The organism is Amycolatopsis jiangsuensis (genome assembly GCF_014204865.1).
GTDB lineage: Bacteria > Actinomycetota > Actinomycetes > Mycobacteriales > Pseudonocardiaceae > Amycolatopsis > Amycolatopsis jiangsuensis.
The window spans coordinates 1,439,621-1,459,550 of record NZ_JACHMG010000001.1 but is presented as its reverse complement, the minus strand read 5'-3'; the positions used below and the strand labels follow the sequence as shown (position 1 = coordinate 1,459,550).

The window sequence follows — 19,930 nt, the reverse complement described above, 5'->3', positions numbered from 1 at the left end:
CCGCTAGGAGGACCACCGGCATGACCACCGACGACCGGACACTCGAGTACTTCAAGCGGCTGACCGCCGAACTGCGCGAGACGCGACGCCGTCTGCAGGAAGCCGAGGAGAGCGGCTCCGAACCGCTGGCCGTGATCGGCATGGCGTGCCGGTACCCGGGCGGGATCGCGTCCCCGGAGCAGCTGTGGGACCTGGTGGCCGAGGGCGGTGACGGTATTTCGGGCTTCCCGGCCGACCGCGGCTGGGACGCCGCGGCGCTGTACCACCCGGACCCGGAGCACCGCGGTACCACCTACTGCGACCAGGGCGGTTTCCTGCACGACGCCGGCGACTTCGACGCGGGCTTCTTCGGCATCTCGCCGCGGGAGGCCCTGGCGATGGACCCGCAGCAGCGGCTGCTGCTGGAGGTCACGTGGGAGACGCTGGAGCGGGCGGGCCTCGACGTCACGTCGCTGAAAGGCAGCAGCACCGGCGTGTTCGCCGGCGCCATGCGGACCGAGTACGTGTCCGGGTTCGACGGGGTGGCCGAGGAGATCGAGGGTTTCCTCGGCACCGGCAGCGCGAGCAGCGTGCTGTCCGGGCGGCTCTCCTACACCCTCGGGCTGGAAGGCCCGGCCGTCACGATCGACACGGCGTGCTCGTCGTCGCTGGTCGCGGTGCACCTGGCCGCGCACGCGCTGCGGTCGGGGGAGTGCTCGCTGGCACTGGCCGGCGGGGTCACCGTGATGGCCACGCCGGAGACGTTCGTGGAGTTCTCCCGCCAGCGCGGAATGGCCCCGGACGGCCGGTGCAAGGCGTTCGCCCAGGCCGCGGACGGCACCGGCTGGTCCGAGGGCGCGGGCATGCTGCTGCTGGAACGGCTGTCCGACGCCCAGCGCAACGGGCACCGGGTGCTCGCGGTGATCCGCGGGTCGGCGGTGAACCAAGACGGCGCTTCCAACGGCCTCACCGCTCCGAACGGTCCGGCGCAGCAGCGGGTCATCCGCGCCGCGCTGGCCAACGCGAAGCTGAGCGGCACCGACGTCGACGCGGTCGAGGCGCATGGCACCGGGACCACGCTCGGTGACCCGATCGAAGCGCAGGCGCTGCTGGCCACCTACGGCCAGGACCGTACGGAACCGCTGTGGCTGGGCTCGATCAAGTCGAACATCGGGCACAGCCAGGCCGCGGCCGGTGCGGCCGGGCTCATCAAGATGATCGAGGCGCTTCGCCACGGCGTACTGCCGCGGACACTGCACGTCGACGAACCGTCGTCGCATGTGGACTGGTCGGCCGGTGCGGTGCGGGTGCTCACCGAAAGCCGGGAGTGGCCGTCGGTGGACCGGCCGCGCCGGGCCGGCGTGTCGTCCTTCGGCATGAGCGGCACCAACGCGCACGTCGTGCTGGAGCAGGCCCCCGAAGCGGTGGAGTCCGGAGTCGTGGAGCCCGGGCCCGCGCGCATCCCGCCCGCTGTCCAGCCGTGGCTCGTCTCGGCTCGCGGCCCGGAGGCGCTGCGGGCGGCGGCCCGCTCGTTGCTGTCCACTGTGGACGAGGTGGACCCACTCGACCTCGGCTGGTCGCTGGCCACCACCCGCACCGCGCTGGAGTCGCGGGCCGCGGTCGTCGGCCGCACCCGCGAAGACCTCGTCGCCGGGCTGAGCGCGCTGGCCGGCGGCGAGCCCGCCCCCGGGGTCGTCACCGGTGAACCGCTGCACGGCCGTACCGCGTTCTTGTTCTCCGGCATGGGTTCCCAACGTTGTGGCATGGGCCGCGAGCTCTACGACGCCTTTCCCGCGTACCGCACCGCGTTCGACGAGGCCTGTGCCGCTCTCGACGGCCACCTCGACCGTCCGCTCGCGGGCATCGTCTTCGGCGAGGACCAGGCTCTGCTCGATCGGATGACCTACACCCAGCCCGCGATGTTCGCGGTGCAGGTCGCGCTGTTCCGGCTGCTGGAGTCCTGGGGCGCCCGCCCCGACTACGTCGCCGGTCACTCGGCGGGCGAGCTGGCCGCCGCCTACGTCGCCGGTGTCTGGGACCTCGCCGACGCCGCCCGGATGGTCGCCGCCCGCGGCCGCCTGATGGAGGCGCAGCCAGCGGGTGGAGCGATGATCGGCATCCAGGCCACCGAGGAGGAGGTCGCCGCCGAGCTGACCGACGGCTTGTCGATCGGCGCGCTGAACGCACCCGACTCGGTCGTGGTCTCCGGTGCGGAGGCCGCCGCCGAGGCGCTCGCCGCGAAGTTCGCCGCGCGCGGCCGCAAGACCAAGCGGCTCAACATCTCCCGTGCGTCGCACTCGGAGCGGATGGACGGCATGCTCGCCGAGTTCGGGGCGATCGCCGGGGAGATGACCTACCACGAGCCGTCGATCCCGGTGGTGTCCAACGTGACCGGACGGCTCGCCGGGCCGGACGAGGTCACCGTTGCCGGGTACTGGCCGCGGCACGTGCGGCAGCCGGTCCGGTTCGCCGACGGCGTCCTATTCCTGCACGGCGAAGGTGTTTCCCGGTTCGTCGAGATCGGCCCGGACTCCGTGCTGGCCGGGATGGCCGCGCGGACGCTGCCGCCGGAGGGCGTGCTGGTCGCCCCCGCGCTGCGCCGCGACCGCGACGAGGCCACGACGGCCCTGACCGTGCTCGCCGAGCTGCACGTCCGCGGCGCCCGCGTCGACTGGCCGGCGTTCTACGCCGGTACCGGTGCGCGCACTGCCGACCTGCCCACCTACCCCTTCCAGCGGGAAACCTACTGGCTGCGTGGCGGCCGGGGAGCCGGTGACCCGGGCGGGCTCGGCCTCGCCGACGCCGCCCATCCGCTACTCGGCGCGTCGATGACCCTGGCCGACGGTGCCGGGGTGGTGCTCACCGGCCGGATCTCGCCGGCCACCCACCCGTGGTTGCAGGACCACGCCGTCGGGGGCACCGTCGTCGTGCCCGGTACCGCACTGGTCGAGCTGGCGCTGCGCGCGGGCGACGAAGCCGGCTGCGCTCACCTGGAAGAGCTGACCCTGCGTGAGCCGATGGTCCTCGCCGGGGCTCTGGACGTCCAGGTCACGGCGGCCGGGCCGGACGAGGGCGGCCGCCGCGCGGTCGCGGTGTACTCCCGCACCGGCGAAGGATCCTGGACCCTGCACGGCACCGGCATCGTGGCCCCGCTGGCCCCGGCCGCCGGGTTCGAGCTGGCCGAGTGGCCGCCGCGCGACGCGACGCCGATCGATCTCGCGGGCGTCTACCCGGCCTTCGCGGCCGCGGGCCTGGAGTACGGGCCGACGTTCCGGGGCCTGACCCACGCCTGGCGCCTCGGTGACGAGGTGTTCGCCGAGGCCGTGCTGCCGGAGGACGCGGGCACGGCCGACGTCGAACGGTTCGGCCTGCATCCCGCGCTGCTCGACGCGGGCCTGCACGCGATCGGCCTGCTCACCGGCGAAGGCGGCGGTGCCCAGCTGCCGTTCCTGTGGCAGGACGTTGCCCTGCACGCGACCGGCGCGGCCCGGTTGCGGCTGCGGCTCACCCGTGACGCGTCGGGCGCGGTCACCTTGCGCGCGGCCGACGGTACCGGTGCGCCGGTCGCCACTGTGGGTTCGCTGACCCTGCGTGAACTGACCGACGGCCCGCTCACCACCCCCGTCGATCCGGGCCTTGACGCGTTGTTCCGGCTCGACTGGATTCCGGTCTCCCCGCCGGCCGATCCGGAAGTGGTCGGCTGGACCTTCTACGGCCGCCTCGGCGGCGGCGAGGTCCCGCCGGTCGTCGTCTTTCCGGTGCCGACCGATCCGGCCGACGCCGCCGAGAGCGCTCGCCTCGCCACCCGCGAGGTCCTCGCCGTCCTGCAGCGGTGGTCGGCCGAAGAGCGGTTCGCCGACGCGAAGCTCGTCCTCCTCACCTCCGGCGCCACCAGTGGTCACGCCGACCCCGCGGCCGCCGCGGTCTGGGGCCTCGGCCGCTCGGCACAGAGCGAGCTACCCGGGCGGATTGTCCTGGTCGACAGCGACACCGGGGACGTCTCCGACAGCGAGTTGGCAGCGGCACTGGCCATCGGTGAACCGCAGCTGGCCTTGCGCGACGGTGCCTTTTCGGCGCTGCGCCTGGGACCGGTGCCCGGATCCGACGAGCTGGCCCCGCCGGCCGCGCCGGCCTGGCGACTGGGCATGGCCGGCCGCGGCACCCTGGAGGAGCTGCGCCTTCAACCGTGCCCGCAGGTGCTGGAACCCCTGGAGCCGACGCACCTCCGGATCGCCGTCGGTGCCGCGGGCCTGAACTTCCGCGACGCGCTCAACGTGCTCGGCATGTTCGACGGCGAGCCCGGCCCGCTCGGCAACGAGGTGGCCGGGGTGGTCCTCGAGGCCGGGTCCGCAGTGGACGACCTCGTCCCCGGTGACCGGGTCATGGGGGTCGCGATCGGCGGCATCGGCACCGTCACCACCGCGCAGCGCTCGATGTGCGCGAAGATCCCGGACGGCTGGACGGACGAGGAAGCGGCGTCCGTGCCCCTGGTCTTCCTGACCGCCTACTTCGGACTGAAGGAGCTGGCCGGGCTGCGGGCCGGGGAGTCGGTGCTCGTCCACGCCGGTGCCGGTGGCGTCGGCATGGCCGCCATCCAGGTCGCGCGCCACCTCGGCGCGGAGGTCTACAGCACCGCGAGCCCGGCCAAGCAGCACTGGCTGCGGGAAGCCGGGCTCGACGAGGCCCACATCGCCAGTTCCCGCACCCTCGACTTCGAGCAGCAGTTCCTGGCCACCAGCGGAGGCCGCGGCGTCGACGTCGTCCTCGACGCGCTCACCGGCGACTTCGTGGACGCGTCGCTGCGGCTGCTGCCGCGCGGCGGCCGGTTCCTCGAAATGGGCAAGGCGGGCCTGCGCGACTCCGAAGAGGTCGCCACGCAGCACCCCGGCGTGCACTACCGGCCCTTCGATCTGATCGAAGCCGGGCCGGAGCAGTTCACCCGCATGTGGGCCGAGGTCCTCGCGTTGTTCGCGGACGGCACGTTCCGGCCGCTGCCGCACCGTGCCTGGGACGTGCGCCGCGCCCCCGAAGCGTTCCGCCTGCTCAGCCAGGCCAAGCACGTGGGCAAGCTGGTGCTCACCGTCCCGCGCGGCCCGGAGCCGGAGGGCACCGTCCTGATCACCGGCGGCACCGGCGGCCTCGGTGCGATGCTGGCCCGCCACCTGATCACCGAGCACCGCATCGGGTCCCTCGTGCTCATCAGCCGCCGCGGTCCGGACGCTCCGGGCGCGGCCGAGCTGAAGCGGGAGCTGACCGCGCTCGGTGCATCGGTGACGGTCGCCGCGTGCGACAGCTCCGACCGGGACGCGCTCGCGACGCTGCTCGAAGGAATCCCGCGGCTGACCGGGATCGTGCACGCGGCGGGCGTACTCGACGACGGCGCGATCGACGCGCTCACCCCCGAACGACTCGACCGGGTCCTGCTCCCGAAGGCGGTCGCCGCCTGGCACCTGCACGAACTGACCGTCGACCGCCCGCTGCGCTGGTTCGTGAACTTCTCCTCGGCCGCCGGCGTCCTCGGCAACCCCGGACAGGGCAACTACGCCGCGGCCAACGCCTTCCTCGACGGGCTCGCCACCCGCCGCCGGGCCGAGGGCCTGGCCGCGCAGTCGGTCGCCTGGAGCCTGTGGTCTGCAGGGATGCGCGGCGAGCTGGGCGACGAGGGCGCAGAACGGATGCGCCGCAGCGGATTCCCGCCGATCGCCCCAGCCGACGGCCTGGCCATGTTCGACCGCGCGGTCGGTCTCGACCACGCGGTGCTGCTCGGTCTCCCGCTCGACCGCGCCACCGTCCGCGCCACCGCCGCCCCGATCTCGCCGCTCGTCCGCACCCTGGTCGGCGGCTCGGCCCGTGGCAAAGCCAAGGCCGCCACCGCCGAACAGGCAGGCGAACTGCGCCGCGAGCTGACCGGCCTTCCCGCCACCGAGCAGGACGAGCGGCTGCTGGAGCTGGTCCGCCGCGACGTCGCGCTCGTGCTCGGCCACGCCGACGCGGCCGGGATCGCCGCCTCCCGTGCGTTCAGCGAAATCGGGTTCGACTCGCTCACCGCGGTCGAACTGCGCAACCGCCTCGGCGCCGCGACCGGCCTCCGGCTGCCGGCGACGCTCGTCTTCGACCACCCGACGCCCGTAGCGCTGGCCACGTTCCTGCGCGCCGAGCTCGTCGGGACCGAGGTGCCGGTCCCGGCCGTGACCTCCCCCAGCACGGCCGGGACCGGCGACCCCATCGTGATCGTCGGCATGGGCTGCCGGTACCCGGGCGGGGTCACCTCACCCGCCGGGCTGTGGCAGCTGGTGGCGGAGGGCCGCGACGGGGTCGGGGACTTCCCGGTCGACCGCGACTGGCCCCTGGACTCGCTGTTCCACCCGGACCCCGACCACCGCGGCACCACCTACGCGTCCGAAGGTGCGTTCCTCCACGACGCCGGCGACTTCGACCCGGAGTTCTTCGGCATCTCCCCGCGTGAGGCACTGGCGATGGACCCGCAGCAGCGCCAGGTGCTCGAAACGGCGTGGGAAGCGCTGGAGCGGGCGGGCATCGACCCGGCCTCGCTGCGCGGCACCAGCACCGGGGTTTTCGCCGGCGCACTGTCCAACGACTACGTCTCCCGGCTGAGCGCGGTTCCCACGCAGGTCGAGGGGTTCCTCGGCACGGCCTCGTTCAGCAGCGTCATCTCCGGCCGCGTCGCCTACGCACTCGGGCTGGAGGGCCCGGCGGTTTCGGTGGACACGGCGTGTTCGTCGTCGCTGGTCGCCCTGCACCTGGCCGCCCAGTCGCTGCGATCGGGGGAGTGCTCCCTGGCGCTGGCCGGCGGGGTCAACGTGATGGCCTCCCCGGACATGTTCGTCGAGTTCTCGCGGCAGCGCGGGCTGGCGCCGGACGGGCGGTGCAAGCCGTTCGCGGCCGCCGCCGACGGCACCAACTGGGCCGAAGGCGTCGGCATGCTGGTCCTGGAACGGCTTTCCGACGCCGAGCGTCACGGCCACCGCGTGCTGGCGGTCGTCGCCGGTTCCGCGGTCAACCAGGACGGCGCCTCCAACGGCCTGACTGCCCCGAACGGTCCGTCGCAGCAGCGGGTGATCCGTGCGGCGCTGGCGAACGCGGGGTTCGAAGCGTCCACTGTGGACCTGGTCGAGGCGCACGGGACCGGGACGCCGCTGGGTGACCCGATCGAGGCGCAGGCCCTGCTCGCCACCTACGGCCAGGACCGCGAGCGGCCGCTGCTGCTGGGCTCGGTGAAGTCCAACATCGGCCACACCCAGGCCGCGGCGGGCGTGGCCGGGATCATCAAGGTGGTCGAGGCGATGCGCCGTGGTCTCGTCCCGGCCAGCCTGCACCTCGACGAGCCGACTCCGCACGTGGACTGGGAAACCGGCGACATCACGCTGCTCGCGGCGCAGGAGCCGTGGCCGGAGACCGGCCGCCCGCGCCGCGCCGGCGTCTCGTCGTTCGGCATCAGCGGCACCAACGCCCACGTCCTGCTCGAACAGGCCCCGGCCGCGCCGGAGCCGGAGCCGGAGCCCACGCAGCCGCTGCCGGTGCCCGCCTGGCCGGTCTCCGGCCGCACGCCGGCCGCGCTGGCCGCGCAAGCAGGCCGCCTCGTGTCCACTGTGGCCGACCCGGCCGACGTCGGCTTCTCGCTGGCCACCACCCGAACCCACCACGCGCACCGCGCGGTCGTCGTCGGGGATCCGGCCGCGGGGCTGCGTGCCCTGGCCGAGGGCGGGACTTCGGCACACCTGGTGACCGGCGAGGTCACTACCGGCCGCCTGGCCTTCCTGTTCACCGGTCAGGGTGCGCAGCGGGCCGGGATGGGCCGCGGACTGTACGCCGCCTTCCCGGCGTACGCGGCGGCGTTCGACGAGATCGCCGAACTGCTCCCGGCCGTGCGCGACGTCGACGACGCCGTGGCGCTTGCCCGGACCGGCGCCGCCCAGCCCGCGATCTTCGCTCTCGAAGTGGCGCTCTACCGGCTCTACGAATCCTGGGGCGTGCGTCCAGCATTCGTTGCCGGGCACTCGATCGGCGAGATCGCGGCGGCCCACGTCACCGGTGTGCTGTCCCTGCCCGACGCCGTGCGGCTGATCGAAGCGCGCGGCCGGCTGATGGAGGCGCTGCCCGAAGGCGGCGCGATGGTCGCGGTCCAGGCGTCGGAGAAAGAGGTCGCCGAGTTCCGCGAGGCCGGTGTCGCGGCCGTCAACGGCCCGCAGGCCGTGGTGCTTTCCGGTGCCGAGGAACCGGTGCTGGCGGCCGCGGCCGCCTGGGAAGCCCGCGGACGCAAGGTCAAACGCCTCGACGTCTCCCACGCGTTCCACTCCGCGCTGATGGACCCGATGCTCGACGACTTCGCCGCTGTGGCACGGGAACTGACCTACGCCGAGCCGTCCATCCCGGTCGTCTCGACGCGCACCGGCCGTCTCGCGGCGGACCTGACGGACCCGGATTACTGGGTGCGCCACGTCCGCGAGCCGGTCCGGTTCGCCGACGCCGTCGAAACCCTGACGGCCGAAGGCGTGATGACGTTCCTGGAGATCGGCCCGGACGCGGTCCTCGCCGCGATGGCGGCCGACGCGGGCACCGCGATCCCGGCCCTGCGCGCGGACCACGACGAAGCCACCACGGCGGTCACCGCGCTGGCTCGCCTGCACGTCCTCGGCATCGATGTCGACTGGACCGCGTTCTTCGCCCCGGCCCGTCCGAAGATCGTCGACCTGCCCACGTACGCCTTCCAGCACGAGCGGTTCTGGCTGCGCGAACCCGCACTGGCCCGGGTCACCGGCGGCCTGGCGCACCCGGTGCTCGCCACGGCGGTCACCTCGGCCGGCGACGGTTCGGTGCTGTGCACCGGAGTCCTGCCCGCCGAGCCGTCGGACACGCTGCTGGTCGAGCTGGCCATCCGCGCCGGCGACGAGGTGGGCGCGGGCACCGTGGCCGAGCTGGCCGTCGAGGCCCCGCTCACCGGCGAGCGCGAAATCCAGGTCGCCGTGGGGGCCGAGGCGGACGGCCGCCGCCCGGTGTCGATCCACACCCGCACCGGGCAGGGCTGGCAGCGGCATGCCGCCGGCTTCCTGGTGACCACGGCCGCTCCGGCCCCGGTGGCCGAGGGACCGCTCACCGAGCTGGCTGTGCCGGGCGCCGCGGATGACACCGCCCAGCTCTACGGCCTGCACCCGGAGCTGGTGGACCCCTTGCTCGCCGAGCACGGCTGGCCGGTCGCCTGGCGCCAGGTCACCCTGTACGCGAGCGGTGCCACCAGTGTGCGGGCGAGCCTGGCCGACGGCGTGCTGGCCGCGTTCGACCTCTCCGGTGAGCCGGTTCTGTCCGCCGAGGTCACCTTCGGCGAGCGCCCGGCCGCCGCCGGGGACCGGCCCGCGCATCTGCACCGGCTCTCCTGGTCGCCGATCGCGCTCGGGGACGCCGAGACGCCGTGGGCACGCCGCGAAGACCTCGGCGAGGAGATCCCGGCCGCGGTCGTGCTCGAACTGTCCGAATCGGACGGTGACGTCGCGGAGGCGGCCCGTGCCGCGACCACGGCCGTGCTCGCGTCCGTCCAGGAGTGGCTCGCCGAACCGAAGTACGCCGGGAGCCGCCTGGTCGTGCTGACCACCGGCGCGATCGCCCTGTCCGAACAGGACGGTGCCGATCCGGCCGCGGCCGCGGTGTGGGGTCTGGTGCGCTCGGCGCAGTCGGAGCACCCGGACCGGTTCGTGCTGGTCGACGGCGACGGTGACACCACCGCGCTGGGCAAGGCACTGGCCACCGGTGAAGGGCAGCTGCTGCTGCGCGGTGGCCGGGCGTACGTGCCGAAGCTGGCCACCGTCACCGACCCGGTCACCGAAGCCCCGGCCCTGCGCGGCGGCACCGTGCTGATCACCGGCGGCACCGGTGGCCTTGGCGCCCTCGTGGCCCGGCACCTGGTGCGCACTCACGGGGTCACCGATCTGGTGCTGACCAGCCGTCGCGGGCTCGACGCGCCCGGCGCTGCCGAGCTGGCCGACGAACTGGGAGCCCGGGTCGTGGCCTGCGACGTCGCCGACCGCGGCGCCCTCGAAGCGCTGCTGGCCGGGATTCCGCGGCTGACCGGCGTCGTACACGCCGCCGGTGTCCTCGACGACGGGCTCGTCGAGAGCCAGACCCCGGAACGCCTCGAAGGCGTGTTCGGCCCGAAGGCAACCGCGGCCTGGCACCTGCACGAGCTGACCAAGGGACACGAACTGGCCGCGTTCGTCCTGTTCTCCTCGGCCGCCGGTGTCCTCGGCAACGCCGGCCAGTCCACCTACGCCGCGGCCAACGCGTTCCTCGACGGACTGGCCACGCACCGGCGTGCGCTGGGCCTGCCCGCACATTCGGCGGCATGGGGCCGCTGGGCCGAGGGCATGGGCGGCGCACTCGACGGCCCGGCCGCGCAGCGGCTGAGCCGCACCGGCTTCCCGGCGCTGTCCGAGGCGGAAGGGCTCGCCCTGGTCGACCGGGTGCTGAGCACCGGCGTCGCCGCGGTCGTGCCCGTGAAGCTCGACCGGACCGCGCTGGCCACGGCCGCCGCGGCGGGACTGCTGCCGCCTCTGCTGCGGGACCTCGTGCCCACGGTGCGGCGCCGGGCCGCGGCCGCCGACGCGGGTGAACTGCGCCGGAAGCTGGCCGGGCAGGCCGGGCCGGAGCAGGAGCGCACGCTGCTCGATCTCGTCCGCGGGCAGGCCGCCACCGTGCTCGGGCATCCGGGCCCCGCCGCGATCGCCCCGGCCCGCGGATTCCTCGACCTGGGCTTCGACTCGCTGACCGCGGTCGAGTTCCGGACGGCGCTGGCCGCCGCGACCGGGCTCAGCCTGCCGGCGACGGTGGTCTTCGACTACCCGGCGCCGGACGCGCTGGCCAAGTACCTGCAGGCCGAACTCGCCCCCGAGAGCGGCCCGGCCGCCGCGGTGACCGGCCAGATCGCCCGGCTCGAAGCCCTTTTGGACGGCGCCGACCCCGCCGACGCGGAGATCGACGCCCGCCTCAAGCGGCTGGTGTCGGTGTGGGCGGCGAAGAAGCCCGCACTCGCCACGGCCGACCTCGAAACCGCGTCCCCGGACGACCTCCTCGCGCTGATCGACGACGAGTTCGGTCCGCGCTGACCGCCCTCCAGCACTCGGGAGCCTGACCCATGCCTTCGGAAGAGCAGTACGTCGACTACCTCAAGCGGATGGCGGCCGACCTGCGCGAAACCCGCCGCGAGCTGGCGGACGCGCGGGAGAAGGACAGCGAGCCGATCGCGATCGTCGCGATGAGCGTCCGGTTCCCCGGCGGGGTCCGCACCCCCGGCCAGCTGTGGGACGTGGTCGCGGGCGGGGTCGACACGATCTCGCCGTGGCCCGCCGACCGCGGCTGGGACACCGACGCCATCCACGATTCCGACCCGTCGAAGCCGGGCACCAGCTACGTCCGCGAAGGCGGCTTCCTGCACGACGCGGCCGAGTTCGACAACGAGCTGTTCGGCATCTCGCCGCGCGAGGCCGAGGCGACCGACCCCCAGCAGCGGCTGCTGCTGGAGACGGCGTGGGAAGCGGTCGAGCGCGCCGGCATCGACCCGGTGTCGCTCAAGGGCAGCGCGACCGGCGTGTTCGCCGGGGTCGGCTTCACCGACTACGCCTCGCGGCTGACCGCCCTGCCCGAGGAGCACGAAGGCTATCTCGGCATCGGCACGTCCGGTTCGGTCGTGTCCGGCCGGGTGTCCTACGCGCTCGGCCTGGAGGGGCCGTCGGTGTCGATCGACACCGCGTGCTCGTCGTCGCTGGTCGCCCTGCACCTGGCCGCCCGCGCGCTGCGGTCGGGGGAGTGCACGCTGGCGCTGGCCGGCGGGGTCACGGTGATGGCGACGCCGGGCGCGTTCGTCGAGTTCTCGCGGCAGCGCGGGCTGGCGCCGGACGGCCGGTGCAAACCGTTCGCGGCCGCGGCCGACGGCACCAACTGGGCCGAAGGTGCCGGGGTACTCGTCCTCGAAAAGCTGTCCGACGCGCGGCGCCACGGGCACCCGGTACTGGCGGTGGTCCGCGGCAGCGCGGTCAACTCCGATGGCGCGTCGAGCGGCCTGACCGCCCCGAACGGTCCGTCGCAGCAGCGGGTGATCCGTGCGGCGCTGGCGAATGCCGGCGTGGACGCGTCCACTGTGGACCTGGTCGAGGCACACGGGACCGGCACGCCGCTGGGTGACCCGATCGAGGCGCAGGCCCTGCTGGCGACCTACGGCCGTGACCGCGAGACGCCGCTGTGGCTCGGCTCGGTGAAGTCCAACCTCGGGCACACCCAGGCCGCGGCCGGCATCGCCGGGATCGTCAAGGTGGTCGAGGCGATGCGCCACGGCGTGCTGCCCGCCACCCTGCACGTGGACCGGCCGTCGCCGCACGTCGACTGGACGAGCGGGACGATCGAGGTCCTGGCCGAGCAGCGGCCGTGGCCGGACGCCGGCCACCCGCGCCGGGCGGGCGTGTCGTCCTTCGGGATCAGCGGCACCAACGCCCACGTCATCCTGGAGCAGCCGGCCGGGGAACCCGAGCCCGAGCGCGAGGTCGTCGCGCCACCGGTCCTGCCCTACGTGCTCTCCGGTGCCTCGCCCGCCGCGGTCAAGGCGCAGGCCGCGGCCCTCTTGTCCACTGTAGACGAGTCCGGTGCCGAACCGGTCGACGTCGCGCTCTCGCTCGTCAGTACCCGGGCCACCCTTGACCACCGCGGGGTCGTCACCGGCGCGAACCGTGCCGAGCTGGCAGCGGGCCTGCGGGCCCTCGCGGCCGGCGACGCGGGCGCGGTCACCGGCACCGACACGGGTGGCAGGCTGGCCGTGCTCTTCACCGGCCAGGGCGCGCAGCGGCTCGGCATGGGCCGCCGCCTCCACGAGTGCTTCCCGGTGTTCGCCGAGGCCTTCGACGAGGTCTGCGAGCACCTGCCCGGCGTCCGCGACGTCGTGTTCGGCACCGACCCGGCCCGGCTGGACCGCACAGAGTTCGCGCAGCCCGCGTTGTTCGCCTTCGAGGTCGCGCTGCACCGCCTGGTCACGTCGTGGGGCGTGACACCGGACTTCGTCGCCGGACACTCGATCGGCGAGCTGGCCGCCGTCCACGTCGCCGGGGTGCTGTCCCTGGCCGACGCGGCGAAGCTCGTGCTGGCGCGCGGACGGCTCATGCAGGCGCTGCCCGAGGGCGGCGCGATGATCGCACTGGAGGCGACCGAAGACGAGGTCCGTCCGCACTTGCCGGACGAGGTCGCGCTGGCCGCGGTCAACGGACCGCGCGCGGTCGTGCTGTCCGGGGCCGAGGCCGCGACCCTCGCCGTGGCCGGGCGGTTTCCCGGCCGCCGCTCGACGCGGCTCCCGGTGTCGCACGCGTTCCACTCGCCACTCATGGAGCCGATGCTCGCCGAGTTCACCGCGGTGGCGCGGACTCTCACCTTCCACGAGCCCGCGATCCCGGTCGTCTCGACGCTGACCGGGCAGCTCGCCGACCGGCTCACCGACCCGGTCTACTGGGCCGAGCACATCCGTGGCACCGTCCGGTTCGCCGACGCGGTGGACACCCTGCACGCCCAGGGCACGACAGTGTTCCTCGAAGTGGGCCCGGACGCGGCCCTCACCCCGATGGGCCGCTCGGCCCGCCCCGACGACGCCGTTTTCGCCGCCGCCCAGCGCAAGGACCGCGACCAGGCCCGGACCCTCGTCGACGCACTCGGCTCGCTGCACGCCCACGGCGCCCGCGTCGACTGGGCGGCCTACCTCGACGGCAGCGGTGCCCGCCGCGTCGACCTGCCGACGTATCCGTTCCAGCGCAAGCGTTTCTGGCTCGAGGACCCCGCACCGGTCCCGGTCGCCGGAACCGAGGACAGCCGATTCTGGTCGGTCGTCGAGGCCGGCGACGCCGGCGAGTTCGCCGCCGAGCTGAAGCTGTCCGATGTGGACGCCCCGCTGGGCACCGTGCTGCCCGCGCTGACCCGTTATCGGCGCGCGCGTTCGCTGTCCGCCGAGGCCGACGCCCTGGCTTACCACGTTCGCTGGCAGCCCATCACTCCCGCGGCCACCGTGGCCACCGGTCGCTGGCTGCTCGTCACGCCCGCCGTCGAACACCCGTGGATCGAGGCGACCGCCGAGGCGCTGGCCGGCGCCGACGTGCGCAGGCTCGTGCTCGACCGCGCCGACCGGGTCGACCTGCCCGAGGGGGAGCCCTTCGACGGCATCGTGTCCCTGTTGGCCCTGGACGAAACCGAGCACGACGGGCTCTCGTTCGGCGCCGAGGCGACGATGACGTTGCTCCGGACGCTCGCCGCCCGCGACCCGCAGGGGCCGTTGTGGACGCTCACCCGCGGCGCGGTCTCGACCGGCCCGCAGGATCCGCCGGACGCACCGGCCCAGGCCCAGCTGTGGGGCTTCGGCCGCGCCGCCGCCCTGGAGAACCCGCAGGGCTGGGGCGGGCTCGTCGACGTCCCGGCCGAGCCGGGACAGCAGTCGGTCGCCCTCCTGCGCGGGGTGCTCACCGGTCCGCGGGGCGAGGACCAGGTGGCGGTCCGCGCGACCGGCGCGTTCGGCCGCCGTCTCGCGCACGCCGAACCCGCCGAGTACACGCGCTCCTGGCAGCCGCGCGGCACCGTCCTCGTCACCGGGGGAACCGGCGGCCTGGGCGGTGTCGTGACCCGCTGGCTGCTCGACCACGGCGCCGAGCACGTCGTCCTGGTGTCGCGCCGGGGCGAAGCCGCGCCCGGTGCCGCCGAACTGGCCGGGGACCGCGTGACGATCGCCGCGTGCGACGTCGCCGACCGCGACGCCCTCGCCGCCGTGGTCGAGCCGATCCGCGGCGACCTGCGCGCGGTGTTCCACCTCGCCGGCGTCCTCGAACTCGGCCTCGTCGAGTCGATGGACCGCACCCGCTACGCGAACGTCCTGCGCCCCAAGGTCGCCGGCACCCGCCACCTCGAAGAGCTGACCGAAGGCATCGACCTCGACGCGTTCGTGCTGTTCTCTTCGATCGCCGCGTCCATCGGCAACGCGGTGCAAAGCGCGTACGGCGCCGCGAACGCGCACCTGGAAGCCGTCGCCCAGCGGCGGCGGGCCCGCGGCCTGCCCGCGACCTCGGTCGCCTGGGGCCGCTGGGGCCGCGTCGGCATGGGCGTCGGCACCGACCTCGACGAGCTGCTCAGCGGACTCGGCGTCCCGGCCATGGCGCCCGAAACCGGCCTGGTCGCGCTCGGCCACGCGCTGGACCGCGACGAGACCGCACTGACCGTCGCCGAGCTGACGTGGGAGAAGTTCGCGCCGCCGTTCGCCGCGCTGCGGCCCAGCCCGCTGCTGGCCGACCTGCCCGAGGTCGTCGCCATCGCCGAGGCCGAGGCCGCCCGCGCCGAGGAAGGCGCCGAAACCGCACAGGAGTGGCGGACCCGGCTCGCCGGGCTCCCGGAGGCCGAACGCGAACGCGTCCTCACCGATCTCGTGCTGGGGCACACCGCGGCCGTGCTCGGGCACACCGGCGGCGTCCCGTCCGGACAGCAGTTCACCAAGCTGGGCATCGACTCCCTGACCGCGATCGAGCTGCGCGGACGGATCAACACCGAGACCGGCCTGGCCCTGCCGCCGACCATGGTGTTCGACCACGCCACCCCGGCCGCGCTCGCCGCGCACCTGCTGACCTCCCTGGCACCGGCCGCGGCCGACGACCGCCCGGTGGTGACCGGGGCGCCGGCCGCCGCCGGACAGGAGGTCGCCGTCGTCGGCCTGTCCTGCCGGTTCGCCGGCGGCAGCGACACCCCCGAGCAGTTCTGGGCCGGCCTCGTCGAGGGCCGGGACCTCGTCCGCGAGGTGCCGCCGGACCGCTGGACCGCCGCGGACTACTACGACCCCGACCGCACCGCGCCGGGCAAGGCCTACACCCAGCAGGGCGCGTTCGTCACCGACCTCGCCGGGTGGGACGCCGGGTTCTTCGGCCTCTCACCTCAGGAGGCGCGCCGGCTCGACCCGTCCTTCCGGCTGCTCATGGAACTGGTCTGGGAGGGCCTCGAGGACGCCGGGCTGACCGCCGAGGAGCTGCGCGGCAGCCGCACCGGTGTGTTCGCCGGGCTGATCGACACCATGCAGTACAGCATGCGTCAGCTGGAGGCCGACGGCATCGAGGCGGCCGATGACCCGTACTTCGGCCTCGGCAGCTCCCTGTCGGCGGCCGCGGGCCGGATCGCGCATCTGCTCGACCTGCGCGGGCCGTGTCTGACCGTCGACACGGCCTGCTCGTCGGCCCTGAGCGCGGCGCACCTGGCCGTGCAGAGCCTGCGCCGCGGCGAATGCGACATCGCGATCGTCGGCGCGACCTCGGCGATGATCAACCCCGACGTGTTCATCCAGTCCTGCAAGATGAGCATGCTCGCCGCGGACGGGCGCACGAAGACGTTCGACGAGTCCGCCGACGGCTACGTGATCGGCGAAGGCGGCGGGGTCGTCGTGCTGCGCCGGGCGGCCGAGGTCGGCCCGGCGGGCCGGGCACGGGCGATCATCCGCGGTTCGGCGACCAACCAGGACGGGCGCAGCAACGGCCTCACCGCGCCCAACCGCGCGGCCCAGAACGCGGTCATCCGCGCCGCGCTGGCCGACGCCGGCGTCACCCCCGACGAGATCGGCTTCGTCGAGGCCCACGGCTCCGGCACGCAGCTGGGTGACGCGATCGAGTTCACCGCGCTCAAGGAGGTCTTCGGCGACCGCGGCGCACCCGAACCGCTGTACGTCGGTGCGGTCAAGTCCAACGTCGGGCACACGCTCGCCGCGGCGGGCATGGCCGGACTGATCAAGACGGTGCTGTCGCTGGAGCACGCGACCCTGCCGGGCAACCTGCACCTGACGACGCCGAACTCGGTGGTCACCCTGGACGGCCCGGTGCGGCCGGTGCCGGGCGCCCGGCCCTTTCCGCCCACCGCGGACGGCGTGCTGCGGGCGGGCGTCAGCTCGTTCGGCTGGTCCGGGTCGAACGTCCACTTCGTCCTCGACGCGGCCGCGCCCGTTCCGGCGCCGGTGCCCGGGCACGAGTGGCAGCTGCTCACGGTGTCGGGCCAGGGCGAAGCCGGGCTGCGCGCCAACGCCGAGGCGCTGGCCGAGCACCTCTGCGCGCACCCCGACGCCGAACTCGCCGACGTCGCCTTCACGACACAGGCCGGGCGCGACGCCCTGCCGCTGCGGAAGGCGGTGCTGGTCCGCGACCACGCCGACGCGATCGGCTCGCTGCGCGAAGTGACCGGTGGTGCGGTCGTGACCGACCGGCGGCGCTTCGGTCTGCTGCTGCCCGGCACGTGCGGCGGATGGGCGGGCTCGGCGGACGAGCTGTATCGGACGGAACCGGCGTTCCGTGCCGGGATCGACGAGTGCGCGGCACTGCTGGCGGACCGGGCCGACCTGCTCGGCAACCCCGCCGAAGCCGACGAGCGGGCCGTCGGATTCGCCGTCGAATACGCCTTCACCCGGCTGGTCGCCGCGTGGGGCCTGGAGCCCGCGGTCATCCTCGGACGCGGGACCGGCGAGTACGCCGCGGCGGTCGCGGGCGGGCTCTTCGGGCTCGCCGATGGTCTCGAACTGGCACTGGGCGGCCCGGTGCCCGCCGCCCAGGCCCCGGTGATCCCGGTGCTGTCCCCACGCACCGGTGAGCTGCTCACCGCGGCCGAAGCCGCCGACCCGGCCCACTGGCGCATCTCGGACGACCGCTTCGAGGACGGCCTGCTGGCCCTCGCGCGCTACGCCGAGGTCCTCGTCGAAGCCGGGCTCGGTGACGCCGGTGCCGAGGCCGCCGGCCGCTACCTCCCGCAGACGCCGGTCGTCTCCCTGCAGCCGGTGGCCGGCGCCGGACGCCGCGCCTGGCTGGCCGCCCTCGGCGCACTGTGGGAGCAGGGAGTCCCGATCACCTGGGTCGGCGAGGATCGGAAGTTCGTCCGCCTGCCGGCCTACCGGTTCCAGCGCACCCGCTACTGGCCCGAGGTCGCCTCGCGCGGCAGCGGCTGGTCCATGAGCCAGATGAACGCGGGCACCGCCGCCTCTGAGGTCTCGGAAACCCCAGTGCGTGCCGGGCTGGTCGCGCACACACCGACGTGGCGACGAGACACCGCCCGGCGCGTCCCGGCCGCACCGGGTGAGCTGGTCCTGTTCGCCGCCCCGGGCGCGTTCGCCGACGCCTTCACGGCGGCGGCAGAGGCCGCCGGGCACTCCGTGACCGCCGCCGCGATCGAACCGTCCGATGTGGACGGCTACCGCCGGGTGCTCGCCGCGGCCGGCGGCGCCGGGCCGCTGCGGATCGTGCACGCCCACGGTCTGGCCGGCAGCGACCGCGAATCCGGCTTCTACAGCCTGATGTGGCTGGGCCAGGCGATCGGCGCCGAGGCGGCCGGCCGGCGGATCGAGCTGCTCACCCTCGGCCGAGGCGGGTTCGACGTCCTCGGCGGCGACGCCACCGACCCGCTGGCCCCGACCCTCGCCGCGGCCACCGACGCGATCGCCGCCGAGTACCCCCTGGTCCGCGCCCGGTACGCGGACTTCGCCGAGAACGGCGACCTCGCCGCGCAGGCGCTGCACGAGACCGACCTGCTGGCGGCGTCCACAGTGGACACAGCGGACGTTGCGGACGCCGGGAACACTGTCGACGGTGTCGAGGTCGCCGCCTGGCGCCGGGGCCGTCGCTGGCTGCGGGGGTTCGACGTCGTCGAGCTGCCCGAGGCTGACGACGCGCAGGCCTGGAAGCCCGGCGGCACCTACCTGATCACCGGTGGCCTCGGCGTGCTCGGTCTCGCGCTGGCCCGGCGGCTCGCCCCGCTCGGGGTCAACCTCGCCCTCGCCGGCCGCTCCGCGCTGCCGCCCGAGGACACCTGGGACGACTGGATCCGCGGGCACGGCGTCGACGACCGCACCAGTTCGATCCTGCTGGCCGTGCGCGACCTGCGGGCTCTCGGCGCCGACGTGCTGACGCTGCGGGCCGACGTCAGTGTCCCCGGCGAGGCCGCCGCGCTGCTGGCCGAGGTGCGCGGCTACTTCGGCGGCCTGGACGGTGTCGTGCACGCCGCCGGGATCGCCGGGGGAGGGTTGCTGCAGAACAAGACCCGCGAACAGGCGGCGGCGGTGCTCGCCCCGAAGATCGACGGGACCGTCGCGCTGGCCGAGGCACTGCGCGTCGACCCGGTCGAGCTGCTGGTGCTGTACTCCTCGACGGTCACCCTGACCGTCGGCGTCGGCGAGGTCGACTACTCCGCGGCCAACGCCTTCCTCGACGGCTTCGCGGCCGTCGAAGCCGCCGCGGGCAAGGCCGCCGAGCGGGTCGTGTCGGTGGCGTGGGGCCCGTGGCAGCTGGACGCGTGGACGTCGTCCGGGCTGTCCGGCTCGGCCGAGCTGCAGGAGGGTTCCCGCACGTTCCGCGACGAGTTCGGCATCGGCGCCGAAGAAGGCACCGAACTGCTCTCGCGGATCGTCGCCTCGGCCGAGCCGCAGGTGACGGTACTGCCGCTGCCGCTGACCGACGTACTCGCCGCGCTGGCCCGGATGGGCTCGGTCGACGCCCTCGTCGGCGGTGCCGACGCCGCTGTCCCGAGCGGCGAGCGCTATCCGCGGCCCGACCTGCGCACCGCCTTCGTCGCCCCGCGCACTCCGGCCGAGGAGCGCGTCGCCGCCGTCTGGTGCGACTGCCTCGGCCTGGAGGAGGTCGGTGTGCACGACCCGTTCTTCGACCTCGGTGGCACGTCGCTGATCGGTCTGGTGCTGATCGGCCGGGTGGCCAAGGAGTTCGGCGTCGAGCTCGCGCCGGCCAGCCTGTTCGAGAAGCCGACCATCGCCGGGCTCGTCACGCTGCTCGGCGAACCGGACGCTCCCGCCGAGCCCGCGGAGCCCGCCGGGGTCGCCGAAGACGTCGCCGGACGCGGCGAGCGCCGCCGTGCGCGCGCCGCGAACCTCCGCAAACGCCCGAGCCGGACCGGAAGGTGAACC

Annotated in this window: 2 protein-coding genes; both read left to right on the top strand. The window is 74.5% G+C overall.

From position 1 onward, the window contains the following. Nucleotides 1-20 precede the first annotated feature (20 nt). Nucleotides 21-11,093, top strand: a complete 11,073-nt coding sequence (locus tag BJY18_RS06340) for a type I polyketide synthase (protein WP_184778515.1) — start codon at nucleotides 21-23, stop codon at nucleotides 11,091-11,093. A gap of 29 nt (nucleotides 11,094-11,122) precedes the next feature. Beyond that, the gene (locus BJY18_RS06335) at nucleotides 11,123-19,927 is read left to right on the top strand and encodes a type I polyketide synthase (protein WP_184778513.1); all 8,805 of its coding nucleotides are present in this window, start codon (nucleotides 11,123-11,125) and stop codon (nucleotides 19,925-19,927) included. Nucleotides 19,928-19,930 lie beyond the last annotated feature (3 nt).

Bases quoted from the DNA above. Each gene is read 5' to 3' on its own strand.
- BJY18_RS06335 (WP_184778513.1), top strand. From the start codon at position 11,123: ATGCCTTCGGAAGAGCAGTACGTCGACTACCTCAAGCGGATGGCGGCC.
- BJY18_RS06340 (WP_184778515.1), top strand. From the start codon at position 21: ATGACCACCGACGACCGGACACTCGAGTACTTCAAGCGGCTGACCGCC.